This is a genomic window from Streptococcus sp. k-90 (genome assembly GCF_013277565.1).
Classification (GTDB): Bacteria; Bacillota; Bacilli; order Lactobacillales; family Streptococcaceae; genus Streptococcus.
This window is the reverse complement of the sequence record NZ_VMNE01000016.1, coordinates 54,443-73,280: the sequence shown is the minus strand read 5'-3', so window position 1 is coordinate 73,280 and position 18,838 is coordinate 54,443. Positions and strand designations below refer to the sequence as shown.

Here is an 18,838-nt window from a genome sequence, read left to right as displayed (position 1 = left end):
GAATTCAAGCATCCATGTCATGTAAGGGCAACAGCCCAGACAACGGTATGATGGAATCTTTCTTTGGCATTTTAAAATCCGAAATGTTTTATGGCCATGAGAAAAACTTTAAATCACTTAATCAATTGGAACAAGCCATTATAGACTATATCGATTACTACAACAACAAACGAATTAAGGTAAAACTAAAAGGACTTAGTCCTGTCCAATACAGAACTAAATCCTTTCAATAATTATTTGTCCAACTTTTTGGGATCAGTACAGAAATAGCGTTTTTCTATACTATTTTGATTTTTGATGTATAGTAGATTGAAATAGACAAAGACAAAAGAGTCTCGAAAAAAGTATCGCAACATGGTGATACTTTTTTTGCTCTTTCTAGCTATAACCCGCCATAAATGGTATTGCGTAAGATTTGGAAAACGTGTGATTCTTCTGCTAGACTTCCTGTTCGCTCACAATAGGCGAGAACTTTTTTACGAAAACCTAATGAATATATCATAAGAAGGTTATGCAAATTTGCGTACTTTTTTAGTTCATTTTACTATACTTTTTTGATGATCAAGTAAGACAATATGTAAAATAGTCAGCTCAAGCTTGGATATAATGTTCAAGAGGCTACTAATGGCAAGTATGTCCTTTATTTTGATATCTTTCCAAATCTAACAGACACTCACACTCTGAAGATCTCCTCCAGACAGTTCAAACTTTAGACTGATTCCAATATAGAGTGGAGAATACAGGTTATGGTAGCGAATAAAACTATGTCTGTATTATTGGTGAATGGCGAAGGACATATCTTATTCCCTATACTATATATTAGAAGGAATTGACTTAAAAGAATCAGACTAGCATAGATAATCTAATGAATTGGTAATATCTTGAAAACAAAGATTAGTTTATAAGATTTGGAATCGTTTTCTGTCATAATCTTTCAGGAAAGTAGTTGCTAAAAGATGTAAAAATTGATAGAATAATGATTGTCTAAAAAATTTTAAGGAGAATCTATCAAATGGATTTCACATGGGCAATTAAATATGCCACTGAATTTTTGGCCACTGCTCTTTTGATCATTCTTGGAAATGGTGCAGTTGCCAACGTTGAACTTAAAGGTACGAAAGGTCACCAAAGTGGCTGGATCGTTATCGCTGTTGGTTACGGTATGGGGGTTATGATTCCTGCCTTGATGTTTGGTAACGTATCTGGAAACCACATCAACCCAGCCTTCACTCTTGGACTTGCAGTCAGCGGTCTATTCCCTTGGGCACAAGTTGCGCCTTATATCGTCGCACAAGTTTTGGGTGCTATTTTTGGCCAAGCCTTGGTTGTGGCAACACACCGCCCATACTACTTGAAAACTGAAAATCCAAACAACATCTTGGGTACTTTCTCAACAATTTCAAGTTTGGATAATGGTTCAAAAGAATCACGCTTTGCAGCAACTGTTAATGGTTTTGTAAACGAGTTTGTTGGTTCATTTGTCCTTTTCTTTGCAGCGCTTGGTTTAACTAAACACTTCTTTGGTGCTGAACTAGTGTCAAAAGCGCAAGCGGCTATCAATTCTCAAGTTGCTCAAGCAACTACTCAAGGTCAAACAATTCCTCAAGAACAAGTAACAGCAGCACTTGAACAAGCTAAAGAACAAGTAGCGCCATTTATGACATCAGGTCTTGGAATTGCTCATTTGGCACTTGGTTTCCTCGTTATGGCCTTGGTAACATCACTTGGTGGACCTACAGGACCTGCCTTGAACCCAGCCCGTGACTTTGGTCCACGTCTCCTTCATGCTTTCCTTCCAAAATCAGTTCTTGGTGAGCACAAAGGTGATTCAAAATGGTGGTATTCTTGGGTACCAGTAGTAGCACCTATCGCAGCAGCAATTGCAGCAGTAGCTGTTTTCAAATTCCTTTACCTATAAGAAATTGAGTTCTTTATCCATTGTAATGGATTGAAGCAAAGATAAGATCTAGAAAGGGCAAATTTTGTCCTTTCTTTTTTTGATATTGCGAATTGTGAAAGTCTGTTTTTTGAAGTTGTCAAAGTTTCGAAAATCAAAGGTATTGCATTGGATAAGATTATTATTCTCTCCTAATTTTACGTTGGAATAAGGTAATTGAAGGGAGTAGATGCTTTCTTTAGAAAGATTCTAAAAAAAGCCTGAAAGCGAGGATTAGCTAGATCTAGATTCTTCTCAATGAGTACGCAAAACTTTACTATAGAAGTAAAAATGTAAGAGATTATAGTGGTGCTTTAATTCTTATTAGCAACTCAAGAGTGTCTCTATAATCTCTTTAGTAGTTAAGCACATACGAAAAGTCGGCGATACAATAGTTCACTACTATGCTGTTAGTAGGGGTTGATGACCATGTACTAATGAAATCTTTGATTAAATTGCTTCATGGTTTGGCATGATTTACAATTCGCCTTAAGTATTGAAGTAGAACAGTCTGGTGGACTGTTTTAGCCGGAATTTAGGAGTATAATAACAAATGGTAAAAAAGATTAAGAATGATTTTAGCGTCTAGGGCTTAGTATGAGAAAAAAGTTTTCAATATCAAGCAGTTGTGATAAAATGTAATTGTTCCATAGGATTCTTTCTAATGATGGCTTGGTCGCTTTTCACTATAGATTTTATGGAACTTTTTTCTACATCAAAATAGGCTCCATAATATCTATAAGGGATTTACCCACTATAAATATTATAGAGCCTTTTTTATCAGAATGGCAATTTCCCTGCGAAAGCACCTAATTTTTTCTTAGTCGTTTCATCGATTTGTTCAAGAGCAGAGTTGATGGCTTGAACAGTCATATCAGAAAGAGTTTCAAGGTCTTCCGGGTCAACGACGGCTGGATTGAAGTCAATACTGACAACTTTCTTATCTCCAGTTAAGGTAGCTTGAACAAGGTCTTGAGCAGATTTGCCAACAAATTGCATAGCAGCAAGTTCAGCTTGACTTTCTTCCATTTGTTTTTGAAGTTTTTGTGCTTGACGCATCATATTTTGCATGTTCATCATGGTGATTTACAGTTTCCTTTTATCTTATTTTCTTTCCTATTTTATCAATTTTGGGTTTAAATGTCTATTGTTAGTATGAATCTACTAACATTAAATTACCGAAGAGATTTTCGAAGAGTATGAGTCTGGAATATGAAAACAGCAGTTAATTTCAAGAAACAAAAAAAGAACAGCCGAAGCTGTCTTTTTATCATTATTTGAGACCGTATTTTTTGTTGAAACGATCCACGCGTCCATCTGCTTGAGTGAACTTTTGACGTCCAGTGTAGAATGGGTGTGAGTCTGATGAAATTTCCACACGGATCAATGGGTAAGTTTCGCCTTCGAACTCAACTGTTTCGTTAGAGCGTTTTGTTGAACCGCTAAGGAATTGGTAACCAGTAGTTGTGTCCATGAAGACAACTGGGCGATATTCTGGATGGATATCTTTTTTCATTTTGCAATATTTCCTTTCTGCCATGGTCTCTTTGCGAGCCATAGATTGTTACCATACTAGTCTATCAGATTCTGAAAAGTTTGGCAAGTGTTTTATCAGTTTTTAAGCAAGTTTTTTAACTTTTGGTAGATGATTTCGTTTTCCTCTAGGCTATAGGAATTGGCACCACTTGCTAGAGGGTGGCCTCCTCCATCATGTTCTTTGGCAATTTCATTGATAGGATGGATTTTACTACGTAAGCGAACACGGTAGTGGCCATCAACCTGTTCCACAAAAATTCCCCAGAGACTGACGCTGTCAATCCGACCAGGAGCTCCCACAATAGCAGCAGTCTCAGCATCGGTGACATTGAATCGTTTTAAGATTTCCTGACTCAGGATAATGCGAGCAGCACCATTTTCATCCACTTCCAGATGGTCATAGATGTAGCCTTGAAGTTTAGCAATTTTGTAGCTCATAGTGTCCATTTTGCGAGTGAGAGCCGCAAAGTCAAAGTTATGTTCTCTCAAATAAGCAGCAAGGCGGAGAGTGCGTGCAGTCGTAGAAGGATAAAGGAAGCGACCTGTATCACCAACAATACCTGCAAAGAGCAACTCAGCAGCGCGATCTGACAAGGCCAGTTGATTTGTTTGGGCAAATAGGGTAATCATCTCACTAGCGCTACTTGAACTAGTATCCACCCAAGATAGGTCACCGTATACATCATCATTTGGATGGTGGTCAATTTTAATGAGAAAGTCACCTTGGCTATAGCGCTTATCATCGATACGAGCAGTATTCGCCGTATCACAGACGATGACAAGGGCGCCTTGGTAGGCACTATCTTCAACAAGATCCATTTCAGCCATCCAAGTAAGAGTTGGTTCATTAAAACCAACGGCTTTGATGGTTTTTTCTGGGAAATGATGGTTGAGAAGAGCTTTCAATCCCACCTGACTTCCCAATGCATCAGGGTCTGGTTTCATATGACGGTGAATGATAATCGTGTCGTATTCTTTAATTTTTTCTAAAATTTGATGGCAAATTTCCATAAATAACCTCAATTCTTTCTCATTTCATTGTAGCACAAGAATTTTTATTTTTAAAATGAAAAAGATGTGATATAATGGAGAAAGATAAATTGAGGAGGACGATATGGCATTAGCAAAAATTGTATTTGCCAGTATGACCGGTAATACCGAAGAAATTGCAGATATTGTAGCAGACAAATTACGTGACTTGGGCTTGGATGTCGATGTTGATGAATGTACAACTGTTGACGCCTCAGACTTCTTGGAAGCAGACATCGCTATCGTTGCGACCTACACTTATGGTGACGGTGAATTGCCAGATGAGATGATGGACTTCTACGAAGATCTAGCAGATCTCAACTTGAATGGTAAAATCTACGGAGTGGTCGGTTCAGGTGATACCTTCTATGATGAATTCTGTAAGGCTGTTGATGACTTTGACCGTGTTTTTGTGTCAACAGGAGCAGAAAAAGGTTCAGAGTGTGTTAAAGTTGATCTTTCTGCTGAGGAAGAAGACATTGAACGCTTGGAACAATTCGCAGAAGAATTGGCTGCTAAAGTAGGATAAGCATAAACGTGCGCTGATGCAATCAATCAGTGCATTTTTCTTATCGTGACTTGGGATTTTACTAGCCTATTTGGTGGCTTTTTGATACAATAATTCAAATAAAGGAGGAGACTGTATGGATTTAGATAGTATTCGGCAAGAGATTAATCAAATCGACGACCAAATTGTCAAACTGTTAGAAGAAAGAATGCATTTAGTTGAAGGGGTTGTCGCTTATAAGAAGGCTTCAGGGAAACCGATTTTAGATACCAAGAGAGAAGCAGTTATTTTTGAAAAGGTCAGAAATCGTGTAGAGGACAAGCGCTATCAGGAGACTATTGTCGCAACATTTTCGGACATACTCAAACGTTCGCGTGATTATCAGGATCAAAATATCAAATGAAAAAAGAACAATTTTATCCGCTAGGAATTTTTCTAGCTGCCATGGTGGGCGGATTGGTTCGCTACCTAGTTTCCACTTGGTTACCAGCCAGTCCTGACTTTCCTTGGGGCACCCTTCTTGTTAACTATCTAGGCATTTTCTGCTTGATTTACCTTGTCAAGGGATATCTAGTCTATAAGGGGACAAGTAAAGGTGTTATTTTAGCACTGGGTACAGGTTTTTGTGGAGGTTTGACAACCTTTTCCAGTCTCATGCTTGATGCTGTAAAATTACTTGATACAGGGCGTTATCTTAGTTTAGTCCTGTATTTGCTTTTGAGCATCGGTGGAGGACTGCTTTTAGCTTACTATTTAGGGAGGAAGAAATGGTAATCGTCTATCTTGCAATTGCTTGTGGCTGCGGAGCCATAGTGCGCTATTTCTTTTCCCGCTATAATCAAGCATCTAAATTGCCCCTCGGAACGCTTATAGCCAATCTTTTAGGGTGTTTTTTGATTGGATTATTCTACAATCATGTGGAGTCTAAGGAAGTCTATGCTATTTTAGCAACAGGATTTTGTGGCGGTTTAACGACTTTTTCGACCTTGAATGACGAACTCCAAAGGTTGCTAAGTGATAAGAAGGTATTTTATTCTTATTTAGCTTTGACCTACCTAGGTGGTTTGGTTGCGATTTTTTTAGGAATTCTGCTATAAATTTCTTTACTTTTTTGTGGAAATTTGGTAAACTGTATCTTGTGTGTAATGGACGCACAAAAATACAGTTTATCCGCTGAGGAAGGTTCCTCAAGATTGACAAAGATAGGAGAATAAAATGAATCCATTAATCCAAAGCTTGACTGAAGGTCAACTTCGTACAGATATCCCATCATTCCGTCCTGGTGACACTGTTCGTGTACACGCGAAAGTTGTCGAAGGTAACCGTGAACGTATCCAGATTTTTGAAGGTGTTGTTATCGCACGTAAAGGTGCTGGCATCTCAGAAAACTACACAGTTCGTAAAATCTCTAACGGTGTAGGTGTTGAGCGTATCTTCCCAATCCACACTCCACGTGTTGAAAAAATCGAAGTTGTTCGTTACGGTAAAGTACGTCGTGCGAAATTGTACTACTTGCGTGCTCTTCAAGGTAAAGCAGCTCGTATCAAAGAAATCCGTCGTTAATTCGACTAAAAAACTCTGCTTTTCAGCAGAGTTTTTATCTAGCTCCCTTAGTTCAATGGATATAACAACTCCCTCCTAAGGAGTAGTTGCAGGTTCGATTCCTGCAGGGGGCAGTAATTATACATCAAAAACCGCTCTGCTGAGCGGTTTTCGTATATTCTTCACTTTTACAGTACCCATGTACGGATGGCATGGGCTACGCCGGATTCATCGTTAGATTTAGTGATGTATTTGGCGATTTTTTTGATTTCTGGATTTCCATTTTCCATGACAACGGGGTTGCCAACGACTTCTAGCATGGCACGGTCATTTTCTTCGTCCCCGATAGCCATGGTTTCATCTTTGGTCAATCCAAGTTTTTCAGCTAGGTGAGTAATAGCTGAACCCTTATCCACATTCTTTTTAAGGAGTTCGAGATAGAAAGGAGCCGATTTGTTGATGGAGTAGCGTTCGTAAAATTCGGCTGGAATTTTTTCAATCGCAGCATCGAGAATTTCTGGTTCATCGATAAACATACATTTGACAATTTCCTTGTCAGCCATTTCTTCAGGGGTGCGGTAGAAGATGGGCATGCTGACGAGCGTTGATTCGTGCACTGTGTATTTTCCGATATTGCGATTGGCAGTGTAGATACCATCCTTAGTAATGGCGTGCATGTGGACACCGAGCTTGCGACTGAGAAATTCCATATCTAGATAATCCTCATAGGTCAAGGATTCGCTGATAATCTCATGGCCAGTAGCAGTTTCTTGGACAAGGGCACCGTTGAAGGTCACGACATAGTCACCTTGGTCTCTCAACTGCAAGTCGTCTAGAAGTTTGGCAACACCTGCGATAGGGCGGCCAGTTGCAATCACGACTTTGACACCAGCTTCTTTGGCATCTTGGATGGCAGAAAAGACTTCAGGAGTGATTTCCTTTTGGCTGTTGACTAGGGTTCCGTCAATATCGACGGCAATTAGTTTAATACTCATAAATTTCCTCTTCTAGTTTTTATTTGGGGTAAAATGATCGTTCTCAATCAAGTGTAAAAATTGCTGGGTAATACTTGCGAAGATGCTGTTTTGATCCAACATTTCTTTCGGAAAGTAGAAACGATTATCTCCGTGGCGACTACCAGCAAGGGATTGGACGATGGGAGACAGGCTAGAGAGTTCTGCCAGTTCTCCATTTTTTTGTAAAATCTCAATCTGTGTCCGCGGATTTTCAGATTCGGGACGATAGATATCATAAGGAAGGTCAAAGTTCTTATGAATGGCTGTGTAGTAGTCGGGATCAAAACCGATATCCTCAACCAATTTTCTCATGCTGGCGAGTTGGTCTTGGTCTTCTTGTGAAAAGGTAATGGATTTAAAGACCTTGCGGTTGACAAAGCGTTGCGATAAGTCTGCGAGAATCTTGTCAGGACTGGTCATCCAGAGCTGGAAGTAGGTATTCATCACACCATCATCCAGAGACAGATAGTCAGACAAGGTCACATTTTTTTCAAAGAAAGTCAGGAGGTGTGGAGAAGTTCGTGCAAAGAAATCTTTGTCCTCAGGGTAGAGTTCCTTGGCGCGTTTGAGAAGATTCTGCAGGAGAACTTCCATGGCGCGTGTTGCTGGATGGAAATAGACCTGCATGTACATCTGGTAACGACTGAGGACATAGTCTTCGATGGCATGCATGCCATTACGCTGAAAGGCGATTCCATTTTCGATAGGACGAATGACTCGGAGGATGCGAGTCAGGTCAAATTCTCCGTATGAAGCTCCTGTAAAATAGGAGTCGCGCAAGAGATAGTCCATGCGATCCGCATCGATCTGACTGGAAATGAGTTGCACGACCTGCTTATTAGGATAGGTGTGGTCGATGACACTGGCTACCTTTTCTGGGAAATCTGGCGCCACTTGTAGCAGGACTTGGTGAATCTCTGTCTCAGGACTTTGGATAATTTCCTGAGTAATGGCTTCATGGTCTGTATCAAAGAGATGTTCAAAAGTATGGGAATAGGCACCATGTCCAAGGTCATGTAGGAGAGCAGCGGTCATGGTCAAGAGAGACTCGGCAGGATTCCATTCCTCAGGATATTTTTCTTCAAAAATCTCCGTGATACGTCGTGCAATCTCATACACTCCTAGACAATGGGAGAAGCGGCTGTGTTCCCCACCGTGGAAGGTATAACTGGAAGTTCCTAGTTGCTTGATACGGCGCAAACGTTGAAATTCTTTTGTATTAATCAAGTCATAGATGATTTGATTATTGACATGGATGTAGTTGTGAACTGGGTCACGGAATACTTTTTCGTTCATATGACCATTATAGCAAAAAGCTAGAGTTTTTGGTAAAATAGTAGAACAAGAGAGAAGAAAGAGGACTTGATGTGAAGATTCGGATGCGAAATAGGATTCAGTTTGATGAGCAGTTGGAAGTGATTGACCAGCTTTATGACGTTGAAGTGCATGAAAAGGGAGATTATAGCTATCTGCTTTTTTACAATGAGGAAAAGGAAAAAGTAGTGATTAAATTTCATGATCAAGAACTAGTGATGAGTCGTTTTTCCAATCCCAAGACCATTATGCGCTTCCTAAAGGATAGTGATAGTTTGGCCTATATTCCTACACCAATGGGCATGCAGGAGTTTATCATCCAAACGAGCCATTATCAAGTTGATGGGCAAAAGATTGAACTAGATTATCAACTACAAAATCAAGAGGGACATCCCTTTGCCAGCTATCAATTGGAAATTACTTGGGGCTAGGCTCATGTCTTTTTCAAATTTACCTGGCTATCTTCTCGGATTAGCTTGCTAGTGTGGTAGATTAGGCTAATTTTTGGTATAATAAAAGTTATGGAAATCGAAAAAACCAATCGTATGAATGCGCTCTTTGAATTTTATGCAGCGCTTTTGACAGATAAGCAAATGAATTATATAGAGCTCTACTACGCTGATGATTACAGCCTCGCTGAGATTGCTGAAGAGTTCGGCGTCAGTCGTCAGGCTGTCTATGATAATATCAAGCGGACAGAAAAGATTCTGGAAGATTATGAGATGAAATTGCACATGTACTCGGACTACATTGTCCGCAGTCAGATTTTTGATCAGATTTTGGAGCGCTATCCCAAGGATGACTTTCTGCAGGAGCAGATAGAAATTTTAACAAGCATTGATAATAGAGAATAAGAGGAAGAAACATGGCATTTGAAAGTTTAACAGAACGTTTGCAGAACGTCTTTAAAAATCTACGTAAAAAAGGAAAAATCTCAGAGTCTGATGTTCAAGAGGCAACCAAAGAAATTCGCTTGGCCTTGCTCGAAGCTGACGTTGCCTTGCCTGTTGTAAAGGACTTTATTAAGAAAGTTCGTGAGCGTGCAGTCGGACATGAGGTCATTGATACCCTTAACCCAGCGCAACAGATTATTAAAATTGTAGATGAGGAATTGACAGCTGTTTTAGGTTCTGATACAGCAGAGATTATCAAGTCACCTAAGATTCCTACGATTATCATGATGGTCGGTTTGCAGGGGGCTGGTAAAACAACTTTTGCAGGTAAATTGGCCAATAAACTCAAGAAGGAAGAAAATGCTCGTCCCTTGATGATTGCGGCGGATATTTACCGTCCAGCTGCCATTGATCAGCTGAAGACACTGGGGCAACAGATTGATGTGCCTGTCTTTGCACTTGGAACAGAAGTACCAGCTGTTGAGATTGTACGTCAAGGTTTGGAACAAGCCCAAGCCAATCATAATGACTATGTCTTGATTGATACGGCAGGTCGTTTGCAGATTGATGAGCTCCTCATGAATGAGCTTCGTGACGTGAAAGCCTTGGCTCAACCAAATGAAATTTTGCTCGTCATTGATGCCATGATTGGTCAAGAAGCGGCAAATGTTGCGCGTGAGTTTAATGCTCAGCTGGAAGTGACTGGTGTTATTCTTACCAAGATTGATGGGGATACTCGTGGTGGTGCGGCTCTATCTGTTCGTCACATTACTGGAAAACCAATCAAGTTCACTGGTACGGGTGAAAAGATTACGGACATTGAAATCTTCCACCCAGACCGTATGTCTAGCCGTATCCTTGGCATGGGGGATATGCTGACCTTAATTGAGAAAGCTTCTCAGGAATACGATGAGCAAAAAGCCCTTGAAATGGCTGAGAAGATGCGTGAAAACACCTTTGATTTTAATGATTTCATTGATCAGTTGGATCAGGTGCAAAACATGGGGCCAATGGAAGACTTGCTCAAGATGATTCCAGGTATGGCCAACAATCCAGCCCTTCAAAACATGAAAGTGGATGAGCGCCAGATTGCTCGCAAACGTGCTATTGTATCTTCCATGACACCTGAAGAACGTGAAAATCCAGATTTGTTAAATCCTAGCCGTCGCCGTCGTATCGCAGCTGGTTCTGGAAATACATTTGTCGAAGTCAATAAATTCATCAAAGACTTTAACCAAGCTAAACAACTCATGCAGGGTGTTATGTCTGGTGATATGAACAAGATGATGAAGCAGATGGTAATCAATCCAAACAACCTTCCTAAAAATATGCCAAATATGGGAGGAATGGATATGTCTGCCCTTGAAGGAATGATGGGACAAGGCGGTATGCCTGACCTGTCAGCTCTCGGAGGAGCAGGAATGCCAGATATGAGCCAGATGTTTGGTGGCGGACTCAAAGGTAAAATCGGTGAATTTGCCATGAAACAGTCCATGAAACGCATGGCGAATAAAATGAAAAAAGCGAAGAAGAAACGTAAGTAATACAAAGGAAGGCGAAGGGCTTTCCTTTTTTAGAAAGAAGAAAAATGAGCACTTCCGTAATTGGAAATGCTCGTTTTTTGATATGTTTAAACTCTTAGTCTTTATTTTCGTATGGCAAGATCAAGTTCAAGATGATTCCTGTCATGGCTGATAGGGCAGTACCTGAAAGTGTAACTGGACCAAGTTTAAGGATAGCTCCTCCAAGTCCAAGGACCAACATAGCACTTGCGATGATTAGGTTACGCATTTGAGCGAAATCAACACGTTCTTTGATCAAGACTTTCAAACCGTTGCTGGCGATAACCCCATAGAGAAGGATTGACATACCACCAAGTACAGCGTTTGGAATAGTTGAAATCAAGGCAGTGAATTTACCAAGGAAGCTAAGGGCAATTGCGATAAAGGCAGCGTTACGGATAACTGAGACAGAAGCGATACGAGTCATACCGATAACTCCTGTATTTTCTCCATAAGTTGTATTGGCTGGTCCACCAAGGAAGGCAGAAACAGAAGTTGCAATACCGTCACCAAGAAGAGTACGATGAAGACCTGGTTCTTTCAAGAATTGACGGCCACATATTTGACCTAAAACAGTATGGTCTCCGATATGTTCAGAAATGGTTACGATCGCGATTGGCAAGATAGCGATGGTTTCTGGACCAAAGTAAAGATTGTATTCTTTAAAGGCACCACTTGTGCTAAATGGCAAGTAGAAACCAGGAATTTCAAACCAGTTAGCTTTAAGAACTGGTGTAAAGTCAACTAAGCCAAGAGTTAGCGCGAAGAGGTAACCACCGATGATGGCAAAGAGGAATGGAATGATTCGTAGGAAGCCTTTTCCTTTTGTATTGATAAATGCAGCAATCAAGAAAGTAACAACTGCTACAAGAGCATTTTTCCAATTTCCATCAGCTACAAGCCCCGCATTGGTAACAGCTGAACCTGCAAGTCCAAGACCGATAACGATGATCATAGGTCCGATGATGATTGGTGGTAAGAGTTTATCAATCCATTTTGTACCCGCAAAACGAACACTTGCAGCCACAAGGACATAGATAAAACCTGTAAGGATAACCCCTGTTTGTGCAGCTGATACATCCCCTCCTAGTTCCTTCATAGCTAGCGACATAGCTGTGATAAAGGCAAATGAAGAACCTAGATAAACTGGAACTTTAAAACCAGTTGAAATCATGTAGATGAGTGTTCCAACACCTGAAGCAAAAAGGGCAACAGATACAGGCATTCCCAAAATCAATGGTACCAAGATGGTCGCACCGAACATGGCGAAAACGTGTTGGAAACTAAGGAGAATTCCTTTGCCAGCTGAAGGACGTTGGTCAACGTCTAGTAACAAATCAACAGTTGATTCTTGTTTCATATAAACCTCACTTTTGGGCATCAAAAAAGAGCCCATTATTTTACAGCAATAGGCCCTCAGAGTAAGACTTCTTTAAAATCTAGACTTTAAAGAGTTTTAAATATTTCTGCGTCTTCGTCACCTCACGGGATGACATTAAAAACCTTTGCTTGTGATAGTATAGCAAAAATTACAAACTTTGTAAATATTTTTTTACTAAAAAGTTTAAAGCGGGCGTTTGTTGGGCATGCCAGCCTTACGTGGATATTTATTTGGCGTTTCTTTTTTCTTTTCCACCACTGTGATATAACGCGGATCTCCATTAGGTAAGGCGTAGCTGAGATTGTCTTCGACCTTACTAAAAAGGAGGTTGAGGGCATTCTTAGCTTCTAATAACTCCTCAGGCGCATTGCTGGCCTTGAGTGCCAATAGTTTTCCGCTAACCTTAAGGTAGGGAATAGTCAATTCAGACAAAACCTGCATGCGGGCAACCGCACGAGCCGTTACAAAATCATATTGAGCACGGAAGTTCTTGTCTTGGGCAAAGTCTTCTGCACGTCCATGGTAGAAATGGACATCGTGCAAATCCAGTTCTTGAGCCAAGAGTTGGAGGAAGTTAATGCGCTTATTGAGTGAATCAATGATAGTCACATCTAACTGAGGATAGAGTATTTTCATTGGTAGACTAGGAAATCCCGCTCCAGCTCCAATATCAAGAAGTTTGATAGTTTCATTGGGAATCAAACCTTGAAGAATGGGTGCAATCGAATCGTAAAAATGTTTGAGATAGACTTCTTCCTTGTCTGTAATGGCTGTTAAATTAATCTTTTCATTCCACTCAACCAAGAGCTCAAAATAACGTTCAAATTGTTTTTTTTGATGGTCCGAAAGTGGAAGATTTTGCTCGGCAAGCAAATTGTAAAATGTTTCTGGTTTCATAGTTATTTCCTTCTTTAGTATCATCTTATTTTACCACAATCATTAAAAATTTGATATACTGGTACTAATCTAAAAACAGAAAGGAATTATAAAAATGACTTGGATTATTCTTGGAGTTATCGCTCTTATTGTTATTTTTGTGATTGTTAGCTATAACGGTTTGGTTAAGAATCGTATGCAAACAAAGGAGGCTTGGAGTCAGATTGATGTTCAGTTGAAACGTCGAAATGATCTCTTGCCAAACTTGATTGAAACTGTAAAAGGTTATGCCAAATATGAAGGTTCTACCCTTGAAAAGGTAGCAGAACTGCGTAACCAAGTGGCGGCAGCGACTTCACCAGCAGAAGCTATGAAAGCTAGTGATGCCCTTACTCGTCAGGTTTCAGGTATTTTTGCAGTTGCAGAAAGCTATCCAGATTTGAAAGCTAGTGCTAACTTTGTTAAATTGCAAGAGGAGTTGACAAACACAGAAAATAAAATTTCTTACTCTCGTCAACTCTATAACAGTGTTGTCAGCAACTATAATGTAAAATTAGAAACTTTCCCAAGTAATATCATCGCTGGAATGTTTGGATTTAAAGCAGCAGATTTCCTTCAAACACCAGAAGAGGAAAAGGTAGTACCTAAAGTTGATTTTAGCGGTTTAGGTGACTAAGATGTTGTTTGATCAAATTGCAAGCAATAAACGAAAAACATGGATTTTGTTGCTGGTATTTTTCCTACTCTTAGCTCTTGTTGGCTATGCGGTTGGTTACCTCTTTATGCGGTCAGGATTTGGTGGTTTGGTTATCGCGCTGATTATCGGCTTTATCTATGCCTTGTCCATGATTTTTCAATCGACAGAGATTGTCATGTCCATGAATGGGGCTCGTGAGGTTGATGAACAAATGGCACCAGACCTCTACCATGTAGTGGAAGATATGGCTATGGTTGCTCAGATTCCTATGCCCCGTGTTTTCATCATTGATGATCCAGCCTTAAATGCCTTTGCGACAGGTTCTAATCCTCAAAATGCAGCAGTTGCTGCGACGTCAGGTCTCCTAGCTATCATGAATCGTGAAGAACTAGAAGCTGTTATGGGACATGAAGTCAGTCATATTCGTAATTACGATATCCGTATTTCGACTATTGCCGTCGCTCTTGCTAGTGCTATCACCATGCTTTCTAGTATGGCAGGTCGTATGATGTGGTGGGGTGGCGCAGGTCGCAGACGAAGTGACGATGACCGAGAAGGAAATGGTCTTGAAATCATTATGCTAGTGGTTTCTCTCCTAGCTATTGTCCTGGCACCTCTCGCTGCAACCTTGGTGCAACTAGCTATTTCTCGTCAGAGGGAATTCCTAGCTGATGCTTCCAGTGTTGAGTTGACGCGCAATCCTCAAGGAATGATAAATGCTCTAAGTAAGTTGGATAATAGTAAACCGATGAGTCGTCCTGTCGATGATGCCAGCAGTGCACTTTATATCAATGATCCCAAGAAAGGGGGAGGGTTCCAAAAACTCTTTTATACCCATCCACCTATCTCAGAACGGATTGAACGTTTGAAACATATGTAAAATATGCCTATACAATCCTAAAAAATGAGCATTCTCGTAGTTGGAGATGCTCATTTTCTTATATAATTGAACTCAGAAATCAATTTGGTATGGCCCTGCTTAACATTGCTTTCAAAAACTTCGTTCAGAACACATGATGTAGTGAAGAAGGATCTAGACTCTATGTCAAATGGAAGGTGGCAACTGATCTCGTTTTTAGCAGATTAGAGAATTTTTTGGTCGTGCTCAAAGTGTGTGTTAGAGACAAGTAGACCGTCGTAGTTGAGCTAGGATTCATTTCCATGAGCATGGATTTTAAAAAATTGTTCAAGAATTCAATTTGCAAATCAGCTATTCAAAAAACGTTGATTTAACAACGTTTTACCAAGGAACGCAAAAGAATGCAAAGGAATAATGGAGCCGGTGGGAGTCGAACCCACGTCCAAACACCTGCCAACATATTTGTCTACAACCATAGGTTATGTATTATTTTAACAGTCCCTCGACACATAACTCAAGCCTAGAAACTGCGAGTCTATCAATCTCTTATCAAGCCGCTAGACAAGACTTGATCGTATCTCGCTAATAATAAGACCTGTCATTGAACACGAGCAATCCAAATCGGGTCACGCCCGCTGGTTTTTAGGCAGCTAGAGCGTAAGAAGTGTTATTTTTTGCAGTTATATTTAACTGAGCGTTTACGTCGCCACACGAGTCGCAAAATATGCCTCATAATGCCTGTCGAATCCGTAACGACCCCAAAAGATAATAAAACCATTATACCTCATCTAACACAAAAATGCAAAAAAGAAATCAATTAACTAGAAAAGATAGTCTTTCAAGGCTTTTGTCAAAACCTGATAACCAGCAACACTGAGATGCAGTCCATCAGTTGTGAATTCTTTTTTTAGTTGACCTTCTTGATCTGTCAAACTATCAAAAACTGGCACAAATTCCACCTGCATGTAGGCAGAAGCAAGCTCTTGATAGGCTTGATTCCATTTCTGAATTTTTTCATTCGTGCGGATATAGACTGTCTGCTTGTACTCCTCGCCTTCATTGACTGGCAAAATGGAAAGCAATTTAATCTCTGTCAATGGATAATCGCGAGCAATGGATTGAATGATAGCTTCGAGATTATTGAGAGCCTCATTCATAGGCACATCTTTTCCAATATCATTTGTCCCAATCAGAAGGACAATTTTATCTACCGCTCCACCGTAAAGATGCACATCTAGATTCTCTAGTAACAGCCCTGTCTGATAACCTCGAATTCCACGATTGACAATCGTCTTTGCAGTCCCAAACAACTCCTGCAGAGGATAATATTCGACAATGGAATCCCCAATAAAAAGAATGTCTGGTTCTACAACAGAAACCTGATTTAAGTGACGGTACTTGGTTTGGATTTTACCTTGTTCCTTTAGCAACCAATTTTCTAATAACTGTACTGCCACTTCATTCTCCTTTTTCTAACCAGTTTTCCAAGACTTGATAAACTCCTCCTTGGCTGTTGGCTGGCGCCAGAGCAGTGGCTACAGCTTTGGCCTTATCATCAGCATTTTCCATCGCATAGGCAATTCCAGCCATTTCAAGCATTTCAACATCATTTTCACTGTCACCAAAAGCCATGATTTGTTGGGGGTTCAAGTCCCAGCGCTTGAGTAATTCTTCCAAGCCCCATGCTTTATGAATTCCAGCTTGGAGGATATCAATGCAACCATAGCCACTCGATACAGCCCGAACACGGCCATCAAAAAGGTCGTTGATTTCTTCCAATACCGAATTCAAACGTTCTTCACCAACAACCATACTCATCTTGAGAACACCACCAAAGAGGTCAGAAGTTAATTCATCCACAAAATGCATCCGTTGGTAGAATTTTTTAATCATTTCTGGAGTCATAAAACTTTCTAGGTCTGTAAAAATCGTACCTTCCTTGACGAAACCACCCTTCATCCCCGTTACAACAAACTGGTCCTGACATGCTCGACCCTCGAAATGAGCTAAAGCCTTATCAACAATCGCGTCATCCCAAGTCTGAGCCTGAGTCAGTTCATTGTTTTCAAAAATACGAGCACCATTGGCAACAACTAGAACCACTCGATCCACCAAGTGCTCCAGTAGTTGCCTCATGCGGTGAATTTCATTTCCCGTCGCAATGACAAAACGAATGCCCCTTTGATCCAACTGATCTAAAATCTTTTCCAAGCGTGGGAGATCAAGCTGGCCTCTATCATCCAGCAAGGTCCCATCCATATCTGTCGCAATTACCTTAATAGTCATTTAATTCCCTCTAAATTCAAGCTAATCCCACTTCAATCCCACATGTTCATTCATTTCTTTATAAGCTGTATCAATTCGTTCCTTAGTCGCTTCATCTAACTGGTCACGATGACTGCCACCCTCGATAAAATCTTCCAAGATATAAGTTTGATAATGATATAGGGGATATCCTTCTGGTGAAAAGGTTCCCTTTGGTGTTCGATTGACCCAAGTAGGATGAGCTTTAGCTGTTCCGATAGTTGTCTTTCCATCCTTCTTCTTAATGGTTACGTCCATGAGAACACCACGTTCAGTCCACTTAGCATTTTCTACCCCCTGCATGGTCTCAATCCGTTGATTGGAAATGAAATTCCCCATTGAATAGATAATGAGTTTCTTATCTCCATCTTTTTCAACAATTTCAGATGGTTCCACAACGTGAGGATGACCTCCAAAGATAATATCCGCTCCCCAATCAATCATCTTGTGATACAAAGCTTTTTGCTCTTCAGTCGGTTCGATACGATACTCCACACCCATCTGAGGCATGATAATGGTGATATCCGCTTCCTTCTCTGCCCGTTCAATTTCAGCCTTCATCTTGTCTTCATTTAGATCTGAAAGATAGCGGTTATAGTCTTCTTGAGAAATACTTTGCTCAATTCCATTAAATCCATAAGAATAAGCCAAAAGTGCAACCTTGATACCGTTCACTTCCTTGATAACCAGTGGAGCTTGATCACGTGGCTCGTGCGTGTAAACTCCAATAGGTGTCATTCCTGCCTTTTCAATAGCATCTGCTGTTGAAATAACTCCCTCAATTTGCGAATCTAAAATGTGATTATGAGCCAAATCAAGTACGTGATACCCCGCATCTTTGATAGCATCCATGACTTCACTTGGAGCATTAAAGAGAGGATAACCCGCTAAATAATGATCCTTATTAATAGTCCCTTCAAAGTCACCAATAGCTAAATCTGCCTGCTTAAGCCATGGTGTCACGTATTCAAAATTCTCATGAAAATCATACGTTCCATCATCTTTTTTGGCTGAAAAGTAGAGAATATCATGATAAAGCAAATCACCATGAGCCATAATTCTAGCAGTTTTTTCCTCTTCCTGACCTTTAGTATTTTGATTCGTCTTATTTGCTTCTTGAGAAATGGCATCCTTTTTTTGACTGGTCAAGGGGATTCCTTGGAAACTTTCAAACAACAAGACCAAGCCCATTGATAAAGCAACTGCTAGTAAAAGTACTGCAACAAATCCTTTATTGCTCCACTTACGGTAACGTCTAAAAAAGTTGACCAAACCTTTCACAAAACGAAAAACTGGCCCACGTTTATGTCTATCTTGTCTTCTTTGCATCTTCATCCTCCCTACTTTCTTATGCAAGCCTTTTCTTTTTATTATATCATAGATAA

22 protein-coding genes, 1 tRNA gene, 1 other RNA gene and 3 pseudogenes are annotated in these 18,838 nt (G+C 40.3%); 14 read left to right on the top strand and 13 right to left on the bottom strand.

Going from position 1 to position 18,838, the window contains the following annotated elements:
- A partial coding sequence (locus HT734_RS05735) for an IS3 family transposase (RefSeq protein WP_173308482.1) occupies positions 1 to 233 on the top strand: 233 nt, incomplete at its 5' end.
- 152 nt (positions 234 to 385) lie between these two features.
- Here HT734_RS05735 and HT734_RS05730 read toward each other — a convergent pair.
- A pseudogene (locus tag HT734_RS05730) lies at positions 386 to 502 on the bottom strand (IS630 transposase-related protein); the annotation flags it as partial.
- A gap of 46 nt (positions 503 to 548) precedes the next feature.
- Between HT734_RS05730 and HT734_RS09465 the strand changes: the two are divergent.
- Together HT734_RS09465 and gla are read left to right on the top strand one after the other, a co-directional pair.
- Positions 549 to 874 (top strand): annotated as a pseudogene (locus tag HT734_RS09465) (IS5/IS1182 family transposase); the annotation flags it as partial.
- A gap of 138 nt (positions 875 to 1,012) precedes the next feature.
- On the top strand, positions 1,013 to 1,918 hold the full coding sequence (gene gla / locus HT734_RS05725; protein WP_173278511.1) for an aquaglyceroporin Gla: 906 nt from the start codon (positions 1,013 to 1,015) through the stop codon (positions 1,916 to 1,918).
- On the opposite strand, the pseudogene HT734_RS09460 reads toward gla, so the two are convergent.
- The 4 genes and pseudogenes from HT734_RS09460 to HT734_RS05710 all read right to left on the bottom strand — a co-directional run.
- Positions 1,909 to 2,320, bottom strand: a pseudogene (locus HT734_RS09460) (hypothetical protein); the annotation flags it as partial. The gene gla and the pseudogene HT734_RS09460 sit on opposite strands and share 10 nt — an antisense overlap.
- Before the next feature lie 396 nt (positions 2,321 to 2,716).
- A complete protein-coding gene (locus tag HT734_RS05720; RefSeq protein ID WP_173278513.1) occupies positions 2,717 to 3,016 on the bottom strand; it encodes a YbaB/EbfC family nucleoid-associated protein in 300 nt (99 codons plus the stop codon).
- 193 nt (positions 3,017 to 3,209) lie between these two features.
- Positions 3,210 to 3,452, bottom strand: a complete 243-nt coding sequence (locus HT734_RS05715; protein ID WP_000710764.1) for a type B 50S ribosomal protein L31 — start codon at positions 3,450 to 3,452, stop codon at positions 3,210 to 3,212.
- Between the two features lie 95 nt (positions 3,453 to 3,547).
- Entirely contained in the window at positions 3,548 to 4,483 is a 936-nt protein-coding gene (locus tag HT734_RS05710; RefSeq protein WP_173278515.1) for a bifunctional oligoribonuclease/PAP phosphatase NrnA, read from the bottom strand.
- Between the two features lie 103 nt (positions 4,484 to 4,586).
- Between HT734_RS05710 and HT734_RS05705 the strand changes: the two genes are divergently transcribed.
- The 6 genes from HT734_RS05705 (at position 4,587) to HT734_RS05680 (ending at position 6,685) form a co-directional block, all read left to right on the top strand.
- Complete coding sequence (locus HT734_RS05705) at positions 4,587 to 5,030, top strand: flavodoxin (protein WP_001162128.1); 444 nt, start codon at positions 4,587 to 4,589, stop codon at positions 5,028 to 5,030.
- 115 nt (positions 5,031 to 5,145) lie between these two features.
- Positions 5,146 to 5,412, top strand: a complete 267-nt coding sequence (locus tag HT734_RS05700) for a chorismate mutase (RefSeq protein ID WP_173278517.1) — start codon at positions 5,146 to 5,148, stop codon at positions 5,410 to 5,412.
- The gene (gene crcB / locus HT734_RS05695) at positions 5,409 to 5,783 is read left to right on the top strand and encodes a fluoride efflux transporter CrcB (protein WP_173278519.1); all 375 of its coding nucleotides are present in this window, start codon (positions 5,409 to 5,411) and stop codon (positions 5,781 to 5,783) included. The genes HT734_RS05700 and crcB (HT734_RS05695) overlap by 4 nt, the downstream gene beginning before the upstream one ends.
- Positions 5,777 to 6,106, top strand: coding sequence for a fluoride efflux transporter CrcB (crcB, locus tag HT734_RS05690; RefSeq protein WP_173278521.1), 330 nt, complete (start codon positions 5,777 to 5,779; stop codon positions 6,104 to 6,106). The genes crcB (HT734_RS05695) and crcB (HT734_RS05690) overlap by 7 nt, the downstream gene beginning before the upstream one ends.
- Positions 6,107 to 6,224: 118 nt before the next feature.
- Positions 6,225 to 6,572 carry a 50S ribosomal protein L19 gene (gene rplS, locus HT734_RS05685; RefSeq protein ID WP_001068669.1) on the top strand — a complete coding sequence of 116 codons (348 nt, stop codon included), beginning with the start codon at positions 6,225 to 6,227 and terminating at the stop codon, positions 6,570 to 6,572.
- A gap of 41 nt (positions 6,573 to 6,613) precedes the next feature.
- Positions 6,614 to 6,685: transfer RNA gene (locus HT734_RS05680), tRNA-Arg, on the top strand.
- 54 nt (positions 6,686 to 6,739) lie between these two features.
- Here HT734_RS05680 and yidA read toward each other — a convergent pair.
- Both yidA and HT734_RS05670 read right to left on the bottom strand, forming a co-directional pair.
- The gene (gene yidA, locus HT734_RS05675) at positions 6,740 to 7,546 is read right to left on the bottom strand and encodes a sugar-phosphatase (RefSeq protein WP_173278523.1); all 807 of its coding nucleotides are present in this window, start codon (positions 7,544 to 7,546) and stop codon (positions 6,740 to 6,742) included.
- 12 nt (positions 7,547 to 7,558) lie between these two features.
- Positions 7,559 to 8,863 (bottom strand): HD domain-containing protein, encoded by a 1,305-nt coding sequence (locus HT734_RS05670; RefSeq protein ID WP_173278525.1) that lies wholly within the window; start codon positions 8,861 to 8,863, stop codon positions 7,559 to 7,561.
- A 71-nt stretch (positions 8,864 to 8,934) separates the two neighbouring features.
- On the opposite strand from HT734_RS05670, the gene HT734_RS05665 reads away from it, so the two are divergent.
- The 3 genes from HT734_RS05665 (at position 8,935) to ffh (ending at position 11,318) form a co-directional block, all read left to right on the top strand.
- Positions 8,935 to 9,312: a DUF1934 domain-containing protein gene (locus HT734_RS05665; protein WP_101776652.1), complete on the top strand. Its 378-nt coding sequence runs from the start codon at positions 8,935 to 8,937 to the stop codon at positions 9,310 to 9,312.
- A 90-nt stretch (positions 9,313 to 9,402) separates the two neighbouring features.
- Positions 9,403 to 9,735, top strand: coding sequence for a putative DNA-binding protein (locus HT734_RS05660; RefSeq protein ID WP_000402066.1), 333 nt, complete (start codon positions 9,403 to 9,405; stop codon positions 9,733 to 9,735).
- Between the two features lie 11 nt (positions 9,736 to 9,746).
- Complete coding sequence (ffh, locus tag HT734_RS05655) at positions 9,747 to 11,318, top strand: signal recognition particle protein (RefSeq protein WP_173278527.1); 1,572 nt, start codon at positions 9,747 to 9,749, stop codon at positions 11,316 to 11,318.
- Between the two features lie 94 nt (positions 11,319 to 11,412).
- Here the strand turns inward: ffh and HT734_RS05650 are convergent, their stop codons facing one another.
- Positions 11,413 to 12,696 carry a solute carrier family 23 protein gene (locus HT734_RS05650; RefSeq protein ID WP_061759759.1) on the bottom strand — a complete coding sequence of 428 codons (1,284 nt, stop codon included), beginning with the start codon at positions 12,694 to 12,696 and terminating at the stop codon, positions 11,413 to 11,415.
- 204 nt (positions 12,697 to 12,900) lie between these two features.
- Positions 12,901 to 13,614 (bottom strand): 16S rRNA (guanine(527)-N(7))-methyltransferase RsmG, encoded by a 714-nt coding sequence (gene rsmG / locus HT734_RS05645; RefSeq protein ID WP_061759751.1) that lies wholly within the window; start codon positions 13,612 to 13,614, stop codon positions 12,901 to 12,903.
- Between the two features lie 94 nt (positions 13,615 to 13,708).
- Here rsmG and HT734_RS05640 point away from each other — a divergent pair, with 94 nt between their 5' ends.
- Positions 13,709 to 14,269 (top strand): LemA family protein, encoded by a 561-nt coding sequence (locus HT734_RS05640; RefSeq protein ID WP_033680397.1) that lies wholly within the window; start codon positions 13,709 to 13,711, stop codon positions 14,267 to 14,269.
- Position 14,270: 1 nt separating this feature from the next.
- The gene (gene htpX, locus HT734_RS05635; protein ID WP_033680396.1) at positions 14,271 to 15,170 is read left to right on the top strand and encodes a zinc metalloprotease HtpX; all 900 of its coding nucleotides are present in this window, start codon (positions 14,271 to 14,273) and stop codon (positions 15,168 to 15,170) included.
- A gap of 391 nt (positions 15,171 to 15,561) precedes the next feature.
- Here the strand turns inward: htpX and ssrA are convergent.
- From ssrA to HT734_RS05615, 4 genes are all read right to left on the bottom strand, one after another.
- Positions 15,562 to 15,909: a transfer-messenger RNA gene (gene ssrA, locus HT734_RS05630) on the bottom strand.
- 61 nt (positions 15,910 to 15,970) lie between these two features.
- Positions 15,971 to 16,606 carry an SGNH/GDSL hydrolase family protein gene (locus HT734_RS05625; RefSeq protein WP_061759750.1) on the bottom strand — a complete coding sequence of 212 codons (636 nt, stop codon included), beginning with the start codon at positions 16,604 to 16,606 and terminating at the stop codon, positions 15,971 to 15,973.
- 1 nt (position 16,607) lies between these two features.
- The gene (locus HT734_RS05620; RefSeq protein WP_033680395.1) at positions 16,608 to 17,435 is read right to left on the bottom strand and encodes an HAD family hydrolase; all 828 of its coding nucleotides are present in this window, start codon (positions 17,433 to 17,435) and stop codon (positions 16,608 to 16,610) included.
- A 21-nt stretch (positions 17,436 to 17,456) separates the two neighbouring features.
- Positions 17,457 to 18,782, bottom strand: a complete 1,326-nt coding sequence (locus HT734_RS05615; RefSeq protein WP_079114913.1) for a CapA family protein — start codon at positions 18,780 to 18,782, stop codon at positions 17,457 to 17,459.
- Positions 18,783 to 18,838: the final 56 nt, after the last annotated feature.